The organism is Peptoniphilus faecalis (assembly GCF_012976305.1).
Taxonomy (GTDB): domain Bacteria; phylum Bacillota; class Clostridia; order Tissierellales; family Peptoniphilaceae; genus Peptoniphilus_A; species Peptoniphilus_A faecalis.
Window position 1 is genome coordinate 1 of sequence record NZ_JABDSR010000015.1, and the last position, 19054, is coordinate 19054.

A 19054-nucleotide genomic window follows, 5' to 3' on the forward strand; every position below is an offset into this window, starting at 1 on the left:
AATCACTCCTTGGTATTTGGTTGCAACTATATTTTATAGGAATGTGATTTCTATGTCTATTTTTTATACATTTCCATACAAAAATAGTGCTGATGATTTCTCACCAACACTATTTATTATAGAACCATTTTAATTTATAAAGTAAAGGAGCCAATATAATAATAATTACCTGCGTCCTTTAAGTCAATTGTCCATTTTTTGTTTATGCCAATTGTCTTTAGCATTTCTTCCATGTAGAATAAAATTACGCCCATGTCGATTAGGGATCTATTGTCTTCGTCAGATTTTACCATGTAGGCTTCTACTTTTGTGCCCTTTAATGCAAATCTCCATGGTTGAAAATTTTTGTGGCTTGGTGCATATCTTACTGATGAAAACACATCAAATACTCCATAGTTTTCTAGTGTTTCAATGGAAATTGGTTGTCCAATTTTTTCGGCAAATACAATTTCTTCTACGCTAAGTCTTGAACTTGTTACTTCTGGGTCAAATAATTTTTTCTTTTCCCCATAGCCAAATGCTATTAAGTAATCTATTCCTGTTCCCTTTTCTCCAAAGATAGATTTTTTTGTATTGACGTCAACATTATCCACTGTTATCCAGCAAGTATCAATGTCTAAGTCGACAATTTTTGTGTTTAATTTTTCTAGACAGTAACCACCTATTAATAAGTTAAGTGGCTTTTTATTATCAATATCTAGTGCGATGTAATGTGGAGCTTCTATCATGACCCCTGCATATCCTGCCTTGCCCTTTAGTCCTTCTGCCACAATTTTTCCATTTTCATAAAGAGAAAAACTTATGCCACTTTTTTCAGTCTTTATTTCATTCATAAGTAATTTTATATTTTCCAAGGCATCTCTTGGAACTGTGTCATTTTTAAAATTTCTGACAGATTTTCTCTTTTGCAAGAAATTTGTCATTAACATAGTAATACCCCCTAAACCTGTTTATATTTAAATTATATCACAATGACATAGTTAAAAAAATAGATTTAAAATAATTAAGAAATAGTTTACACTAGAATAGGAGGGATAATGTGAAATTAACATCTAGTCAATTAATAGCGGTGGAACATTTTAAGGGACCGGCAATAGTTCTGGCTGTTCCGGGAGCAGGGAAGACAACTATGATTTTACATAGAATTAAAAGTTTAATAGATAGGGGTGTAGATCCAAAAAGCATTCTCACAATTACTTTTTCTAAGGCACAAGCTATTGATATAAAGATGCGTTATAATGCAATGTTTGGCGAAAAGAATGTTTTCTTTTCTACTATTCACGCTTTTTGTTATTCTATTGTTCGAGATTATTCAAGAAAATCTGGCAAGTCTCTAAGTTTAATTGATTCTAATTTGAAAAAGAAGTATGAAATTTTAAGAGATATTTATAGAGATGTTAATAAAGTTTATCCCACTGAAGAGCGAATTGAAACTGCAATTTCTGAAGTTGGCTATTGCAAAAACATGATGCTTAGTCCAAATTCTTTTGCAAAATCAAAGAGATGCGATACAGATAATTTTGTAAAGTTTTATGAAAATTATGAAAAATATAAAAAAGATAAGAATTTAATAGATTTTGACGACATGATAAATCTTTCCTATGAAATTTTAAAAAGTGATGCGTCAATTAGAAAGAAATATAGAGATAGATTTAAATTTATTCAACTTGACGAAGGTCAGGACACAAGCAGGAGTCAATTTCAAGTTTTGAAATTGCTGGCAAAGCCCGACAATAATTTATTTGTAGTTGCAGACGATGATCAATCCATTTATGGCTTTAGAGGCGCAAGTTCTGAGGAGCTTTTTAATCTTCAAAAAGAATATGATGATATTGCGACTTTTTATATGGAGGAAAATTTTCGCTCAACAAAAAACATTGTAAATATTGCGAATATTTTTATTGCACAAAATGAAAAAAGATTTGATAAGACTGTATTTACTTCAAATCCCTTTGCCAAGCCTGTAAATATTATTAAGGTGAAGGAGCCAAAGGATCAATATGAATTTATTGAAAGGGAACTTCAAAGGGCTGGAGGAGATATTGCGGTTTTATACAGAAATAATCTCTCTAGTATTGGTCTTGTAGAGTATTTTGAGAGGAAAAATCATGATTTTAATATAAAGGACAAAAAGGCAAAGTTCTTCTCACATTTTATTACTCGGGATATTTTAGATATTTTAAACTTTTCTAGGGACTTATCAGACATTGACCTCTACGAAAAATTTTATTTTAAATTGGATGGTTATATTTCCAAAAAACATATTGAATATTTAAAGAGGAATAGAGGCAAAAATATTTTTAATATTTTAAAGGATTATCCAGGACTGCCAAGTTTCTATCACAAAAATATAAATAAATTATTAGTTGGATTTAGAAAAATTGCGAGAAGTGATGTTTACGAGGCGATCAATTATATTGATAGAGAAATGGGTTATGGCAATTATTTAAAAGAGAATGCCAAAAGATTTAGGGAAACAGAGGCAAATTTAAACGAGTACCTTTACTATTTAAAGTTAATTGCTAAAAACACGAAATCACTTGACCTTTTTATTGGTAGACTAAAGGAGTTGGAATATGATCTTTTGAAACCCAGAAAGGAAAATGCAAAATTAACCTTTTCTACAATTCATTCTGCCAAGGGTCTTGAATTTTCAAGAGTTTTTGTTGTAGACTTATACGAGGGTACATTGCCATCTACTACGAGCATTGACACAATAGGAGAAGATGAAGAGCTTTTTTGTGAGGAAAGAAGACTTTTTTATGTCGCTATGACTAGGGCAAAGACAGAACTCTATTTAATGTATTCACATTACACAAATGGAAGGAAAAATGAAATTTCTTCCTTTCTTAAAGATTTAGAAACTTTGGCAGGTGAAAAAAATGAATTTACTTGAAGAGATAAGAAAAATAATTTATATAAAAGATGAAATGCTCATAAACCGTCTTTTTGACGAGTATCACCCTGTTGATATTGCCTTAGAGGCAGATGAATTAGAAGATGATGAACTAGAAACTTTTGCGCATTTAATTAATCACGAGAACATGGCACATCTTCTTGAAGCATCAGAAGAAGATTTTAGTGCAAGGATTATGGCATTTTTTACAGATGATGAGTTAATAGATATTTTTACACATATGGAGACCTCAATAGTTGCCGATCTTTTGGGCGTACTTTCAACTGTTAGGAGGAAGGCAATTTTTTCGTCAATAAAGAGTGCAGATAAAGTTACATTAAAGATGATTTTATCCTTTGATGAAGAATCTGCAGGTGGCATTATGACCACAAATTTTATTGCACTGCGTGAAAATTTAACTGCGGTAGAGGCTGTAAAGAAAATTATTTCAATTTCTCCAAAAACAGAAATCATTGATAAAATTTTTGTTACAGATAATTATCACAGGCTAAAGGGAATTGTTACTATGAGAGATCTTTTAGTCTCCCATTCAGATACTTTATTAAGTGATTTATTGGAAGAAGTAGACTTCTATGTATATGGCACAGATGACCAAGAAGTGGCAGCAAATTTATTTAGCAAGTACGAGCTTGACATCTTGCCAGTAGTAAATAGCAATATGGCAATACTTGGAGTTATAACTTCTGAAGATATTATAGCTATCATTGATCAAGAACATAACGAAGATATGTTACAGATGCACGGTGTTAACGCAGATGAAGAATATGATTCTACTCTTTTTGAATCCTTTAAGTCGAGAATTCCGTGGCTAATTGTAAACTTGGTAACTGCGTTTTTGGCATCATCTGTTGTAAAGGGATTTGAGTCGACGATTTCACAAGTTGTAGTATTATCTGCTGCCATGCCAATAGTAACTGGCATGGGTGGAAATGCTGGTTCTCAAACTTTATCAATTATAATTACATCTCTTGCGAGGGGAGAATTGTCCCTAAAGGAAGATTATAAATTAATTTTTAAAGAAATATTTTTGGGACTATTTGAAGGAGCTATTATAGGAATTTTGGCAGCAGCCGTATTTGTATTTTGGCATCACAATATCTATTTAGGATTTATTTTATTTTTCGCTATGATTTTAAATATGATAATTGCCTGCTCCATGGGATTTTTAATTCCATTAATATTAGACAAAATAAAAATTGACCCAGCAATTGCATCATCTATTTTTCTTACAACCTTTACAGACACCTGTGGATTTTTTATTTTCTTAGGTCTCGCAACAATATTTTTGCCGTTTTTAATATAATAAAAAGCTACATCTCACAAAATTTTTTCATAGGCAAATCTTTCATTTTTGCCCTCAAGATAAACTAAACCAACATAATTATATCCAAGAGAAGTTAAAAGATTTTGCATAGATTTATTTTTTTTATGTGTATCAATTCGCACTGATTTAAAATTATTTTCTTTTGCAAAATCTTCTGAAAACTCAATAATTTTTTTGCCATAGCCCCTTTTTCTTGCCTCTGCAAGAGTAGCAATTCTGTGAAGTGCCACATAGGGCTTTGGACTTTTCCAAGTAGCTTTTAAATTTTTTTCGTAATCTATGTCGTAATCGTAAATTATAACTGTGGAAACAATTTTTCCATAATCTTCTAAAACGTAAACAATTTTATTTTTGTCCAGATTAGGAAATTTATTAAGATTTGGTTTTTCTATCCCTTGCCACTGATCTATGCCAAGGGATTTTAATTTTTCTGATCCCTCATGGTAAATTTTTTCAATTTCTTTTCTATCTAATTCCTTTGCAAGTCTAAATTCCATGTTTCCTCCAAAATAACAGGTATCTTTTCTGAAATTTCTATTGAATTTCTCGTTACAATTGAATCATAAGCGAGAATTTTTACTCCAGCATCCCTTGCTTCTAACAATCCCCTTGAAAAATCTTCATCTGTAACATAATTTGGCGTAAAAAACTTTACATCTTTCATTTGAATAACAAATAAAATATAAGTTAAATATTTTTCGCTAGAACTAATAAGTCCCTTTATATGTTTTAAACCCCTTTTTGTAGGAGCATCGGGAAAGGCGGTAATTCCATTATTTTCTAAAGTTACACCCTTAACTTCTAAGAGAGCTTTTTTATCTTCGCCTTCCAAATAAAAATCAAAGCGAGAATCTTCGTGAGTGTATTCTCTCCTTATTATGTCGTATTTAAAACCAAGATCAATTTTATTTTTTTTAAACGCCTCGTGGACAATTTCATTGGGAGCTTGTGAGTCCATATTTATAATTTTATCATTCTTCATTACAGCTACAAGCGTGTAAGAAGTTTTTCTATTGGGACTGTCATTATAAGTTAAAAAAACTGTTGCGCCTTCTGTTAAAAGCTCCTTACATCTACCAGTATTGGGAACATAAACGGTTAAGATCTTAAAACCCTTTTTACAAATTGCTATAAATCTATTTTTTCTATATAAAAACTCTGCTTTTAAAACACTGTTATATTTCATAATTCACCCCAAAATATTATACAGTGAACTTTAAATTATGTAAAACTTATTGTATTATATTAAAAAGGAGTGAGAAAATGGACGTATTAGTAGTAATAGATATGCAAAATGATTTTATAAGGGGATCTTTAAAGGGAAAAGATACAGAAAAACTTTTAGATAGGGCTGTGGATAAGGTAAATGAATTTAAGGGGAAAGTAATTTATACATTGGACACACATTATGAAAATTATCTCAATACTAATGAAGGAAGAAATCTGCCAATAGAACACTGCATAAAGGGTACTTGGGGTCATGAAATTGCAGAAAAGCTAAAGAAAACAAAGGGTTTTGAAAAAGCAAAGAAGTTTGAAAAGAATACTTTTGCATCAGTTGAACTTGGAGAGTATCTAAAAAGTTTAGATAATGAAGAGAAAATAGACAATATTTATTTTTTGGGACTTGTCGCAGATATTTGTGTAGTTTCAAATATTTTACTTGTCAAAGGATTTTTGCCAGAAAAAAATATTTATCTCTATAAAGATTTAACTGAAGGACTTACAGAAGAGAAGAAAAAATCGGCAATAGATGTATTGGAGTCTTGTCACATTAAAATAGTTTAAAAACAGCTTAATAATATTTTTACATATTTTTGTATAATATTAGGGAAATAGTGCTATTATGAGGAAGACTACAATTTTTGGCTGAAAAAAGATAAAGGGATTTTGAATAAAATTAAAAATGTAAAAAAAAGTACCAACAAAATTGGTACTTTTTGTGGTGCCCAAAGCCGGAATCGAACCAGCGACACGAGGATTTTCAGTCCTCTGCTCTACCGACTGAGCTATCTGGGCAAGTTAATGGTGGGCCTTCAGGGACTTGAACCCGGGACCTACCGGTTATGAGCCGGGCGCTCTAACCAACTGAGCTAAAGGCCCTCACCATTGGCGGAGAAAGAGGGATTTGAACCCTCGCGACCCTAATCGGGACCTACTCCCTTAGCAGGGGAGCCTCTTCAGCCACTTGAGTATTTCTCCATATCGAAGCTCACTCTTTAGCAACTTACTTTATCTATTCTAACGGACTAATTGATTTTTGTCAACTATTTTTTACAAGAAATTTAAAAAGTTTTATTGGCTTCTCTTGCCTGAATATTATCTCATATATTTACAAAAAAATACAATTAAAGTATTGACATAAATTTTAATTAATTTATAATGAAAGCATGAACAAATATCGAATTATAATTATACGGAGGTAGAATTATGAGCAAATATATATTTCACTTAAAGGGTCTTACTTGTGCCAATTGTGCGGGGAAGATTGAAGATAAACTTAAAAAAATGCCGGATATGAGAAATCTTAATTATGATTTTTTAAATGATGAACTTGTTTTTGATTCGGAAGTAGATCCTTATAATTTAAAAATTAAAATTCAAGATGTAGTTGACTCTATAGAAGAGGGTGTAACCGTTACTGAAGATTTAAATGAGGATAGGGAAGAAGAAAAAGAAAAGTATCCTATATACAAGTGTATTTTAGTCTTTGTAGGACTAATAACCTTACACTATTTAAAATTTAATGAAAAAATTAGCTTCATAGCCTACATAATTTTGTATGTGATAATAGGATATGATGTTGTTAAGGCTTCGGTTTCTAAAATTGCAACGGGAAATTTTATGGATGAAAAATTTCTAATGACTATTGCGTCTATTGCGGCCATAATTTCCGGTGAATATGCAGAAGCTGTTGCTGTAATGTTATTTTATACTGTTGGAGAAATTATCCAAGATAAGGCCGTTGATAGTTCTAAAAACTCTATTAAAGAAGCTTTAAAATTAAAGCCAGAGTTTGCAAATTTGAAAAAGGCTAAAGAGATTGTAAAAGTCGATCCAACTGAAGTTTCTGTTGGAGAAGTTATTGTAATTATGCCGGGAGAAAAAGTGCCACTAGATGGAAAAATAATCAAGGGAGCTTCAAATCTCGACACTTCAAATATTTCTGGAGAATTTGCACCAATTTCCCTAGGAGTTGGCGATGAAATTACTTCTGGTTTTGTAAATTTAGATTCTTCTTTAGAAGTGGAAGTTACAAAGGAATACAAAGAGGGAACTATTGCAAAAATTATTGACATGGTTAAAAATGCAAGCACAAATAAGGCAAAAGTTGAAAAATTTATTACAAGATTTGCAAAAATTTACACTCCAATAGTTATTGGACTTGCAGTTTTGCTTTTTTTAGTTTTAAATTTTGCAAGTGATCTTTCCTTTAAAGAATCTATTTACAGGTCTGCAATATTTTTAGTAATTTCTTGTCCTTGTGCCCTTGCAATTTCTGTTCCCCTCACTATTTTTGCTGGAATTGGTTCACTATCAAGAAAATCAATTTTTGTTAAGGGTGGAAATTCCATTGAAGCTTTGACGGATATCGAAGGAGTTGCCTTTGATAAAACTGGGACTGTGACTAAGGGTGAATTTACAGTTGCTGAAGTTGAAGAATTAAAAGTATCAAAGAATGAGATTCTAGAAATTGCATCAATTGGTGAAAGGTATTCTACTCATCCAATTGGAAGGGCAATTGTAAAAAGTTTTGAAAGCACACAAATTCCTGAACATCTAAATAATATTGGTGGAAAGGGAATTGAGTTTGAATTAAAGGGTAAAATTTATCTCGTTGGAAATAAAAAATTAATGGAAGATTATAATTTAAAAATTGACAATAAATCTGACTCAAATTATGTAGATGTATATGTAGCAGATAAGAATGAAATTTTGGGAATTATTAAGCTAAAGGATGAGATAAAAGATGGCGTTAAGGAAAGCATAGATAAACTCCATAATAGAGGCGTGAAGACTTATATGTTTTCTGGCGACAAAGAAAGTGTTGTAATGAAAATTGCAAAGGAAGTTGGCATAGATTATTACAAAGGTTCACTTCTTCCTGAAGATAAGGTTAGGGAGATAGAGGAGATAGAAAAAAATACAAAAATTGCCTTTGTCGGCGATGGAACTAATGATGCACCTTCTCTTGCAAGTGCTTATCTTGGAATTAGTATGGGGAGTGGATCTGATATTGCAATTGAAACTTCAGATATAGTTTTATTAAAAAATGATATCTCATCTGTTGTAAGAGCAATTGACATTGCAAAGAAAGTAAAAAGCATCGCCTACCAAAATATTTTTATAGCATTATTTTTAAAGGTTGTAGTTTTGGCTTTTGGTGCAATAGGATATGTGTCCATGCCTCTTGCAGTTTTTGCAGATGTTGGAGTTGCGCTTATTTGTATTATAAATGCTCTAAGAGTTTTTAAGGGATAATAAAACATAGTAAAATGCTATGAATTATTAGTTTTAATGAATAGTTAGTTGATTAAAAAAATATTAAAAAAATTTTTTTCATTAAAACAAAGGACAACAAATCTGATAAATTAGAGATATTTTATAAATTTTAACAAAATAATTAAAGCTATATCATAAAAAAATAACAATAATGATTGAAAAGTTAAAATTGTTATGTTAATATTATGTCAGAACATTATGAATGTATAAATTCATGAATTTTGGTATAATTTTATGGAGGTAAATAAAATGGCATATGTAATTAACGATTCTTGCATCGCTTGTGGTGCATGTCAACCAGAATGTCCAGTTGGATGTATTGCTGAGGGAGATATTTATACAATTGATGAAGCTCAATGTATCGACTGTGGTAGCTGTGCAGCTGTTTGCCCAGTTGGTGCTCCAAATCCTGAAGACTAATTGTTTAAAAGAAGATAGGTTCATGCCTATCTTTTTTTTTTGCAAAATTTTAAATAATTAAAATATAAATAATTCACAATAAAATTAAAATTAGGTTATAATATAAGGGAGCAAATGTTAAGAAATGTTTAATAGATTTATAATAAAAATCAAATTTTTTTATAAATTTATATTGAAATTCGCTTTTCAAAGTGCGATAATTATTTTTTATTAAATCATTATAGTAATAATTGCAAATTAAAAAATTATACTTAATTGGTTTTTGTGAAAGGAGAAGTAGGAATGCTAATTCACATGGGATTAGATGTGGGTTCTACAACGGTAAAACTTGTAATATTAGATGAAAAACTAAATATTTTATATAAAACATATAGAAGACATTTTTCAGACGTCAGAAAAACTGTGAAAGATGTAATAAATGAAGTTTACAAAGATTTTAAATATGAGACAGTTACTGTAAATGTTACTGGAAGTGGTGGACTTTCTGTTCACAAATTTTTGGACATTGATTTTATCCAAGAAGTAGTTGCAGGTAGAGAAGCAATTTCTTGTTTTATTCCAAAAACTGATGTTGCAATTGAACTTGGAGGAGAAGACTCTAAAATAACGTATTTAAGAGGATCTGTGGAGCAGAGAATGAATAGCATATGTGCTGGAGGAACAGGTGCTTTTATCGATCAAATGGCATCACTTCTTCAAACTGACGCTTCAGGTCTTAATGAGCTTGCTAAAGATTATAAAAAATTATATCCTATTGCATCTCGTTGTGGAGTTTTTGCAAAAACGGATGTACAAGCCTTAATTAACCAAGGTGCTAGCAAATCTGATATTGCAATTTCAGTTTTTCAGTCTGTAGTAAACCAAACTATATCAAACCTAGCTTGCGGCAGACCAATTAGGGGAAATGTTGCTTTTTTAGGTGGGCCACTTCACTTTTTACCTATGCTTAAAGAGAGATTTGTTGAAACCCTTGATTTAACTGAAGATGAGATAATTTCTCCTGAAAATTCACAAATTTTTGTTGCACTTGGAGCAGCTATTTCAAGTTTTGATTCCAAGCCCATTTCTTTTGTTGAACTTTTTAATAGAGTAAATGATAATGGAAACATAAATATTAAGGAAAGTGATGTAATGCCACCGCTTTTCAAAAGTGAAGAAGAAGTCATTGCTTTTCGCAAAAAACATAAGACAAAATCTCTTAAAAAAATTGATTTAAAAAGTTATGAAGGCCCAATTTATTTAGGTATTGATTCAGGTTCAACTACTTCGAAACTTGTGGCTATATCTGATAATAATGAATTACTTTATAGTTTTTATGGTTCTAATAAGGGAAATCCTCTAGATATTGCAATTGAAAATTTGAGAGAGATTTATAAAGAAAAAAATGACAAGGCATATTTTGCTGGTTGTGGTACAACTGGTTATGGCGAGGAATTTTTAAAGGCTGCGCTAAATTTAGATTTTGGAGAAGTTGAAACGATAGCTCACTTTACTGCTGCCAAATATTTTGATCCAGAAGTTGATTTTATTTTAGATATTGGTGGACAAGATATGAAGTCCATGAAGATTAGAAATGGTGTAATAGAATCAATTTTACTAAACGAAGCTTGTTCCTCAGGTTGCGGATCTTTTCTTGAAACTTTTGCACATTCAGTAAATATGAGTGCAGAAGAGTTTGCAAAGGAAGCTATTAAGTCAAGAGAGCCAGTAGATTTAGGTTCACGTTGCACAGTTTTTATGAATTCAAATGTTAAGCAGGCACAAAAAGAAGGTGCTTCAGTGCCTGATATTTCTGCGGGACTTGCCTATTCTGTAATTAGAAACGCAATTCAAAAGGTAATAAAGATTAGAGATCCAAAGGAATTAGGGGAGCATATAGTTGTACAAGGTGGAACTTTTTTATCTGATGCAGTGCTAAGAGCCTTTGAAAATTTAACGGGAGTAGATGTTACAAGACCTAATATTGCTGGACTAATGGGTGCTCTTGGAATGGCACTTATATCAAAAGAAAAATCTAGTGGCAAGTCAAAGTTAATTTCACAAGAAGAATTAGAAAAATTTGAATACAAATCAATTTCTACGAATTGTAGGCAATGCACAAATAACTGTGCCCTTTCAGTAAATATATTTCAAAATGGAAAGAGATATATTACGGGAAATAGATGTGAAAAGGGAGCAGGTCACATTAGAAATAAAGAAGACGAGTTGCCAAATATGTATCGCTATAAATACGAAAGGGTTTTTGATTATAAAGCACTTTCTGAAAAGGAAGCTAAACGTGGAGTCGTTGGAATACCAAGAGTTTTAAATATCTATGAAAACTATCCTTTCTGGCATACATTTTTTACAGAATTAGGGTATTCAGTTGTTCTTTCAAGTAAATCTTCAAGGGAAATTTATGAAAAGGGCATTGAAACTATTACAAGTGAAACAGCTTGCTATCCGGCAAAGATTTCTCATGGTCATATTGAAGACTTAATAGAAAAGGGGATTAAATTTATATTTTATCCATCAGTATTTTACGAAGAAAAGCAATTTGAAAATGCTGACAACACGTTAAATTGTCCGGTTGTGGCAGGGTATTCTGAAGTCATAAAAAATAATATGGATGAAATTATTGAGGGAAAAGTTAAATTTATGAATCCTTTTATTTCTTTTGACGATAGAAAAAAATTAGAAAAAAGGCTCGCCAATGTTTTTGATTTTATTCCAAAAGCAGAGGTTAAAAAAGCTGTGCGTGCAGCCTATGAAGAACAAGATAGATATAGATTAGATGTCTTAAATGAAGGCAATAGAATTTTAGAAGAAATAAACAAGAAAGGTCAAAGGGCAATAGTTCTATCAGGTAGACCTTATCACATTGACCCAGAAATAAATCACGGCATACCAGAACTTATTACAAGCCTTGGACTTGCAGTAATTTCTGAAGATGGAATAGCTCGAAATGTTGAAATCGACTCAAGACTTAGAGTTCTAGATCAATGGAACTATCATTCAAGACTTTATAGAGCGGCAAAATTTGTTGGTGAACATGAAAATCTAGAATTAGTTCAACTCAACTCCTTTGGCTGTGGAATCGATGCAGTTACAACTGACCAAGTTCAACATATTTTAGAGTCCTACAATAAAATTTATACGGTGCTAAAAATAGATGAGGTTTCTAACTTGGGTGCAGTGAAAATTAGAATAAGATCGCTAATTGAAGCGGTAGAAAAGAGGGAATTCCAAAAAATCGATGCGGAACTCGAAGGATTTCTTGACGATAATCCAGTAATGTTTACAAAGGAAATGAAAAAAGATTATACGATCTTAATGCCGCAAATGGCGCCACTTCATTTTAGTATATTTGAGCCTATTTTAAGACATGAAGGAATAAATATTGAAGTTCTAGAAGAATCTGGACATAAAGTTGTAAACGAAGGATTAAAATATGTAAATAACGATGCTTGCTATCCATCAATTTTTGTAGTGGGACAATTTATAGATGCAGTAAAATCTGGGAAGTATGATACAAATCGCTTGGCACTATTAATGAGTCAAACTGGTGGAGCTTGCAGAGCATCAAATTATGTGGGCTTTATTAGAAAGGCATTAAAGGATGCAGGCTATGGTCATGTGCCAGTAATTGGTCTTTCCTTCCAACAAATTGAAAAGCACTCTGGATTTGAATTTGATAAAAAAACAATGGTAAGAATTGGCAAAAAGTTAATTCAAGGAATGCTTTATGCTGATTTAATTATGAGGCTTACACAAGCAACAAGACCTTACGAAGTTATAAAGGGTTCAGCTAATATTTTGCGTGACAGATGGATTGACATCACAACTTCAGAAGACTTAAATTATAGCAAAAAAACTTTTATCTCTAATGTAAATAAGATGGTTGGAGAATTTAACAGACTTGAAATTACCAATGAGAAGAAACCAAAGGTTGGAATTGTTGGAGAGATTTTAGTTAAGTACGATCCAGCTGCCAATAATCATGTAGCAGATCTTCTTGAAAGGGAAGGAGCAGAAGTTGTTATACCAGATTTGACAGACTTTATGATGTATTCCTTTAAAAATGCGAGAGCAAAGGCTGACAAACTTTCTAAGTCAAGACTAGCGGCATTTATTTGCGAAATGGGAATTTCTTATATTGAATCTTACAGAAAATATATTAGGCTTGCCCTTGAAAAGACGAGATTTATAGTTCCAGAAAAAATTGAAGAAATTATTGAATATGCAGAAAGATATGTTGACCTTGGCAATCAATATGGAGAAGGTTGGCTTTTAACTGGCGAAATGGTTGAATTAATTGAATCGGGAGTTGAAAATATTGTCTGTGTACAACCCTTTGGATGTCTTCCAAATCACATAACGGGAAAGGGAGTTATAAAGGCAATTAGAAACTCTTATGAAAAAGCTAATATAATTCCAATAGATTATGATGCATCGGCTTCTGAAGTTAATCAATTTAATAGAATTAAGCTTATGCTTTCACAAGCAAAGAGAAATATGGAACAAGGCGAAGATAAATATAATAGAGGATATCTAAAAAAGGCAGCAATATTAAAGAATTAATTATATTTAGTTTTTATGAAATTAGCAAATTAAAAATGAGGGTAATCCCTAAGCGATGGACTGACATCATAAGTTAGACTTAAATTAGCTTATGATGTCAGTTTTTTGTGGCAAAATATAGTGTAGAACTTAAGTAAAAATTAGTTAAAGGATATTTAAAGAAAAGGACAAGTTGAAAATATAAAAGAAAAACCAGAGCTAGTATAAGCTAACTCTGGCATTGGTATAATTATGTGAATTAAGATTAAAAAGCAAATTATTAAATTTTCTTAAAAATATTTTTTAAAGTTTGATCTTGCAACAAATTGTCTGTGCTATCTTGTTTTTCCTTTTCATCGTTATAAACCTTGATGTCCTTTTGTGCTTTGTAATCTACGCCTTTAAGGGCAGATTCAAAGGAGTCCCTTGCCTCTTGCATCTTAACTTGAAAATCCGTTAAATCACTTATAAATTTTTTTGCGGCTTCTTCATTTTTTGAAATAATAGATTCTTTAAGTCCTGGCAAAATTTCAAGAGCTTTTTCACTTGCCTTTAAAGTGTATTCACAGGAAGACTTAAATTTTTCTGGAACATTTAAAGTTTTGATTTTATCAACGGTATTTCTAATTTCAGAGTCAGCTTTGTCATAGGCAGCATTTAAATCCGCATCAGAAAGTTTTGAAGCATTTTCAAAGAAACTAGATTTTAAATTTGCAATTGATTTATTTAAATCACCTTGCAAGCTTTGAATTTCTTTTACATATATTTCTTCGTCAGATGACAAGTTTAACGTTGAAGATTTTGAAGAGTCATTGATTATAACTTTGAAGTTTTCACTATCCCATTTTACTTCTGCTTTTAAATTTTCTGCTACAAATCTTAGGGGAACAAAAGTACGTTCATTTTTAATAAGAGCAGGTGCATCTAATTCAATTTCTTTCCCATTAACTTTTACTTTTTTTGAATTGATCTTTAATTCTATTGAAGTATCATTTCCTTTGATATTCACAAGTTTTTTTTCATTGTTCCAATCAACTTTATAACCTAAAGTTTCAGAAATAAATCTTATAGGAACCATAGTCCTATCCTTTTGTATAAAGGGAGCAACATCTGATTTAATAATTTTTCCATTGTATTCAATTAATGGAGTTTTAGCTGCGAATACATTTGCAGTCAAAAAAATTAATAAAATTAATGAAATTAAAATAGATCTATTTTTTTTCATAATTACCTCAACTTTCTTTACTTACTTTTCCTGTGCTGGAATAAGAATTTGAATTAAAAATTTTTTCAATATAAATTAAATTACTATCTTTGTCTCCTTGGATTTCTATAAAGGCTCCATCTCTTTCAGTAGGAGAAACTTCTCCTTTTTCATCGTCTTTATAAAAAACGATATATTCCATATTAGGTGAAAGAGTTTTTGGAATAGTAACTTCTATTTGTGAAAGATCGCCCTTATAATCTTTTAAGAAAGATGTGTTCATACCTTCTGCAGTTGATGTTGAAATTCTAATCCTTGATATGTAATCAGAATTTTTAATTAGTTGGTCAAGAGCCTCTTTGTCGAAGTTTGAAGTAGTTAAATCTTCTTCACTTGCTTCTTTTTCCTTTGCAATTGAAGAAATTTTTGTATCTTCTGTTTTGTCGACATTAGATTTTTTTTTGCCACAGCCAACTAAGCTAAGCATTAAAAATAAAGACATTAAAACAATAGTTAACTTTTTCATACATACCTCCAATTTTATTCATTATACCATAAATCAAGTAAATGAGAATTATATAATTTTAAATTATGCACAATATGATATAATAAAAAGGGTGATAGAATGCCAAAAGATGTGCTATTTATTTTAAATAAACTAAATGAAGAAGGTTTTGATGCATATATTGTAGGTGGCTGTGTGAGGGATAAACTACTAGGAATAGCGCCTCAGGATTATGATATAACTACGTCTGCAAAGCCAGATGAAATTAAAAAAATCTTTAAGGATTTTAAAACTATTTTAGTTGGTGAAGAGTTTGGCACAGTTGGCATTATAATAGATAAAACTATTTACGAGGTTACAACTTTTAGAATTGATGGCAAATATTTGAATTTTAGAAAGCCAGAAAGGGTAATATTTTCAAAAAACTTAAAGGAAGACTTAAAAAGGCGTGATTTTACAATCAATGCCATGGCAATGGATTCTAGTGGAAATCTCTACGATCCCTTTGGTGGGAAAGATGATTTAGATGAAAAAACCATAAGAGCAGTTGGCAGTCCAACAAAAAGGATCCGAGAAGATGCAATAAGAATTATGAGGGCAATAAGGTTTGCGGGAAGGTTTAATTTTTATATCGAGGATGAGCTTTTTGATGCAATTTCCTTTGAAAGCAAACTTCTAAAAAAGATTTCTCCCGAGAGAATTTTCGATGAGTTTTCAAAAATGATTACCTCAGAAAGACCTTCATACTATCTTCTCCTTATGGAAGAAACTGGTGTGCTTGATGTAATATTTCCAGAGTTAAAAAGAACAATTGGATTTTCACAATTTAGTCCTTATCACGAAAAAACTCTTTTTGACCATTTAATTTGTGTCATGGATGAAGTAAAACCTGACCTTTCTCTTAGACTCGCCGCACTTTTTCACGATATTTCAAAGGTGGACACATTATCAATTGGCGAAGATGGAAGGGGACATTTTTATGGACATGAAATTTTGGGAGCAGATTTAGTTTCTGAAATTTTAAAAAGATATAGAGTTTCTAATAAAGTTATTGATAAAGTTAAAATTTTAATTTTAGATCATATGAAAGTTCATAGCGAAATGACTGATAAGGCACTTAGAAGACAAATTAAAAGAGTGGGAAGGGAAAATGTAATGGATCTTTATGACCTTCTAATTGCCGATTGTAAATGCACGAGAGTAGATCGAGATGCAAGCTTTATTATAAATAGAAAAAATAGGGTAAAAGAATTACTAGACGAAAAAGAAATGAAAACTGAAAAGTTTTTAGAAATAAATGGGAATGATATAAAATCTTTGGGTTTTGGAGAAGGTAAAATAATTGGAGAAATTTTAAAAAAACTTGAAAATTTAGTTCTTGATGACCCAGAGAAAAATAATAGAGAATACTTAATTGAATATATAAATAAAAATTACAGGTGATAAAATGACAAGATTATTTGGAACAGATGGAGTTCGTGGCATCGCCAATCAAAAGTTAACTCCAAAATTATGTTACGATATTGGAAGGGCAGCAGCTTTTGTACTTACAAAAAATAAAAGGGGAAGAGTTTTAGTCGGAAGAGATACAAGACTTTCTGGAGATTTAGTTGAATCTGCACTTATTGCAGGATTTATGAGCATTGGATTGGATGTAGATGTAGCAGGTGTTATTCCAACTCCGGGCGTTGCATATCTTACTAGAACTGGAGAATACCTATGCGGAGTTTCTATTTCGGCATCACACAATCCCTTTGAATACAATGGAATAAAATTTTTTTCAAGCGAAGGTCTTAAACTTGACGATAGTATAGAAGATGAAATTGAAGAAAAAGTTCTTTCTACTACAAAAATTTATAAAGATGTAACAGGGGCTGAAGTGGGTACAGTAAATAGGTCTTCTGAATTCACACAAAAATATGTAGAATATTTAAAGGGTTTAACTAATGAAAGATTTGACGGATTGGAAGTTGCAGTAGATGCAGGAAATGGTGCCCAATCATATATTGCAGAAATTGTTTTGAAAGCCTATGGTGCAAAAGTAAAAATTATTAATAATGCGCCAAATGGCATGAATATAAATGATAATTGTGGTTCAACAAATCCAAAGCTTATTGAAGAACTTGTAAAAAAAGAAAAGTCAGATATTGGAATGAGTTTTGATGGAGATGCTGATAGAATTATTGCAGTTGACGAACTTGGCAATGTCGTAGATGGAGATCATATTTTGGCAATTGCTGCAACATATTTAAAAGAAAATAATAATCTTAAAAACAATGCAGTAGTTGGCACTATAATGTCAAATATGGGTCTTAAAAAATATCTTGAGAATATTGGCGTTGACTTTATAGAAACAAAGGTTGGAGACAGATATATTCTTGAAAAAATGTTAAAAGATGATTATGTAATTGGTGCTGAACAATCTGGACATGTGATATTTTTAGATTATAATACAACTGGAGATGGACTTGCAACGGGAATTCACCTTCTAGAAATTATGAAGAAAACAGGAAAAAAATTATCAGAACTAAATGGGCTTATGAAAAACTATCCTCAAGTCCTCAAAAATGCAAAGGTTCGTGATGATTTAAAAAACAAATATGAAGAATTTAATGAAATAACTCAGGCGATTAAGGCTGTGGAAGAAGACTATCATGGAAGGGGAAGAGTTGTCATAAGGCCATCAGGCACAGAAGCTCTTGTCCGTGTAATGATTGAAGGTGAAGATAAAGAAAAACTTTCACGTGATGCTGAAAAATTAGTAAAAATTATTGAAGATAAATTAAATTAGGAGAAAAACATGTACAAAATAATTTCAGACACAAGTTGTGATTTAACAAAAGAAGAAATAAAGGGTTTGGGAATTGAATATGTTCCCTTCAAAATTGCTATTGATGGTGTGGAATATGAAGATGATGATAATTTAAATATCAAAGAATATTTAGAAAAAATGGAAAAAACAGAAAATCCAATAAAGACAGCCTGTCCATCGCCCTATGATTATTTGAAAATTATCGAAGAAAACAAGGATAAGGATATTTATATTCTTACAGTTTCTTCAAAATTATCAGGTTCCTATAACTCTGCAAAAATTGCAGAACAGGAAGCAAAAGATAAATTTAAGGAAATAAAAATTCATGTAATTGATACAAAATCAGCTTCCGCAGGTCATACTAGAATTGTTTTAAAACTTTTAGATTTACTTAAAGATAAAAGTTTTGAGGAAGTTATTCCTGCCATTAATAAGGAAATCAATAGTGAAGTTACAATGTTTGTCCTTGAAAGCATGAAGAATTTGATTAAAAATGGAAGAATAAAAAAGAGTGCAGGACTTATTGCAAATGTTTTAAATATTAGACCAATTATGATTTCTAATGATGGAGAAATTGAATTGTTTGAAATAAACCGTGGAATAAAGAAATCTTTAGACAAGATGGTAAGGGCAATAGGAACAGAATGTAAAGTAAACAAGCCAAATCTTGTAACAATTTCTTATGTTAAAAACAAGGAGCGTGCAGAAAAAATAAAGAAAAAAATTGAGGAAATATACGATGGAGTTAAAGTACACATTAGACATACAAATGGTCTTTCTTCAGGTTATGCAGATATTGGAGGGATTGTCATAGCTTTTTGAGGTGAATT

Annotated in this window: 14 protein-coding genes and 3 tRNA genes; 9 read left to right on the forward strand and 8 right to left on the reverse strand. The window is 31.2% G+C overall.

Features of this window, described 5'->3' with window-relative positions; genetic code table 11:
- Nucleotides 1-134 precede the first annotated feature (134 nt).
- The gene (locus HKO22_RS09145; protein WP_169970194.1) at nt 135-929 is read right to left on the reverse strand and encodes a nitroreductase family protein; all 795 of its coding nucleotides are present in this window, start codon (nt 927-929) and stop codon (nt 135-137) included.
- A gap of 110 nt (nt 930-1039) precedes the next feature.
- Here HKO22_RS09145 and HKO22_RS11090 point away from each other — a divergent pair, with 110 nt between their 5' ends.
- Both HKO22_RS11090 and mgtE read left to right on the forward strand, forming a co-directional pair.
- Nucleotides 1040-2896, forward strand: a complete 1857-nt coding sequence (locus HKO22_RS11090; protein ID WP_169970196.1) for an ATP-dependent helicase — start codon at nt 1040-1042, stop codon at nt 2894-2896.
- The gene (mgtE, locus tag HKO22_RS09155) at nt 2883-4220 is read left to right on the forward strand and encodes a magnesium transporter (protein ID WP_169970197.1); all 1338 of its coding nucleotides are present in this window, start codon (nt 2883-2885) and stop codon (nt 4218-4220) included. The genes HKO22_RS11090 and mgtE overlap by 14 nt, the downstream gene beginning before the upstream one ends.
- Nucleotides 4221-4234: 14 nt before the next feature.
- Here the strand turns inward: mgtE and HKO22_RS09160 are convergent, their stop codons facing one another.
- Together HKO22_RS09160 and sfsA are read right to left on the reverse strand one after the other, a co-directional pair.
- Nucleotides 4235-4738, reverse strand: coding sequence for a GNAT family N-acetyltransferase (locus HKO22_RS09160; protein ID WP_169970199.1), 504 nt, complete (start codon nt 4736-4738; stop codon nt 4235-4237).
- A complete protein-coding gene (gene sfsA, locus HKO22_RS09165) occupies nt 4711-5427 on the reverse strand; it encodes a DNA/RNA nuclease SfsA (RefSeq protein WP_169970201.1) in 717 nt (238 codons plus the stop codon). The genes HKO22_RS09160 and sfsA overlap by 28 nt, the downstream gene beginning before the upstream one ends.
- A gap of 77 nt (nt 5428-5504) precedes the next feature.
- On the opposite strand from sfsA, the gene HKO22_RS09170 reads away from it, so the two are divergent.
- A complete protein-coding gene (locus HKO22_RS09170; RefSeq protein ID WP_169970203.1) occupies nt 5505-6029 on the forward strand; it encodes a cysteine hydrolase family protein in 525 nt (174 codons plus the stop codon).
- Nucleotides 6030-6184: 155 nt separating this feature from the next.
- Here the strand turns inward: HKO22_RS09170 and HKO22_RS09175 are convergent.
- The 3 genes from HKO22_RS09175 to HKO22_RS09185 all read right to left on the reverse strand — a co-directional run bounded on the left by HKO22_RS09175 (nt 6185) and on the right by HKO22_RS09185 (nt 6443).
- A tRNA-Phe gene (locus HKO22_RS09175) sits at nt 6185-6260 on the reverse strand.
- A 7-nt stretch (nt 6261-6267) separates the two neighbouring features.
- Nucleotides 6268-6344: transfer RNA gene (locus HKO22_RS09180), tRNA-Ile, on the reverse strand.
- A 7-nt stretch (nt 6345-6351) separates the two neighbouring features.
- A tRNA-Ser gene (locus HKO22_RS09185) sits at nt 6352-6443 on the reverse strand.
- A gap of 228 nt (nt 6444-6671) precedes the next feature.
- Between HKO22_RS09185 and HKO22_RS09190 the strand changes: the two genes are divergently transcribed.
- The 3 genes from HKO22_RS09190 to HKO22_RS09200 all read left to right on the forward strand — a co-directional run bounded on the left by HKO22_RS09190 (nt 6672) and on the right by HKO22_RS09200 (nt 13724).
- Complete coding sequence (locus HKO22_RS09190; RefSeq protein ID WP_169970205.1) at nt 6672-8723, forward strand: heavy metal translocating P-type ATPase; 2052 nt, start codon at nt 6672-6674, stop codon at nt 8721-8723.
- A 270-nt stretch (nt 8724-8993) separates the two neighbouring features.
- Entirely contained in the window at nt 8994-9164 is a 171-nt protein-coding gene (locus tag HKO22_RS09195; protein ID WP_075659068.1) for a DUF362 domain-containing protein, read from the forward strand.
- Between the two features lie 282 nt (nt 9165-9446).
- Entirely contained in the window at nt 9447-13724 is a 4278-nt protein-coding gene (locus HKO22_RS09200; RefSeq protein WP_075659067.1) for a 2-hydroxyacyl-CoA dehydratase, read from the forward strand.
- A gap of 259 nt (nt 13725-13983) precedes the next feature.
- On the opposite strand, the gene HKO22_RS09205 is transcribed toward HKO22_RS09200, so the two are convergent.
- Both HKO22_RS09205 and HKO22_RS09210 read right to left on the reverse strand, forming a co-directional pair.
- Nucleotides 13984-14928 (reverse strand): copper amine oxidase N-terminal domain-containing protein, encoded by a 945-nt coding sequence (locus tag HKO22_RS09205; RefSeq protein WP_169970207.1) that lies wholly within the window; start codon nt 14926-14928, stop codon nt 13984-13986.
- A 7-nt stretch (nt 14929-14935) separates the two neighbouring features.
- The gene (locus HKO22_RS09210) at nt 14936-15433 is read right to left on the reverse strand and encodes a hypothetical protein (RefSeq protein ID WP_075659065.1); all 498 of its coding nucleotides are present in this window, start codon (nt 15431-15433) and stop codon (nt 14936-14938) included.
- A 99-nt stretch (nt 15434-15532) separates the two neighbouring features.
- Here HKO22_RS09210 and HKO22_RS09215 point away from each other — a divergent pair, with 99 nt between their 5' ends.
- The 3 genes from HKO22_RS09215 to HKO22_RS09225 are packed head-to-tail and all read left to right on the forward strand — an operon-like array spanning nt 15533 to nt 19046.
- Nucleotides 15533-16855, forward strand: coding sequence for a CCA tRNA nucleotidyltransferase (locus HKO22_RS09215; RefSeq protein ID WP_169970209.1), 1323 nt, complete (start codon nt 15533-15535; stop codon nt 16853-16855).
- 4 nt (nt 16856-16859) lie between these two features.
- Nucleotides 16860-18203, forward strand: a complete 1344-nt coding sequence (gene glmM, locus HKO22_RS09220) for a phosphoglucosamine mutase (RefSeq protein WP_075659064.1) — start codon at nt 16860-16862, stop codon at nt 18201-18203.
- Between the two features lie 9 nt (nt 18204-18212).
- Nucleotides 18213-19046 carry a DegV family protein gene (locus tag HKO22_RS09225; RefSeq protein ID WP_075659063.1) on the forward strand — a complete coding sequence of 278 codons (834 nt, stop codon included), beginning with the start codon at nt 18213-18215 and terminating at the stop codon, nt 19044-19046.
- The last annotated feature ends 8 nt before the right edge of the window (nt 19047-19054 follow it).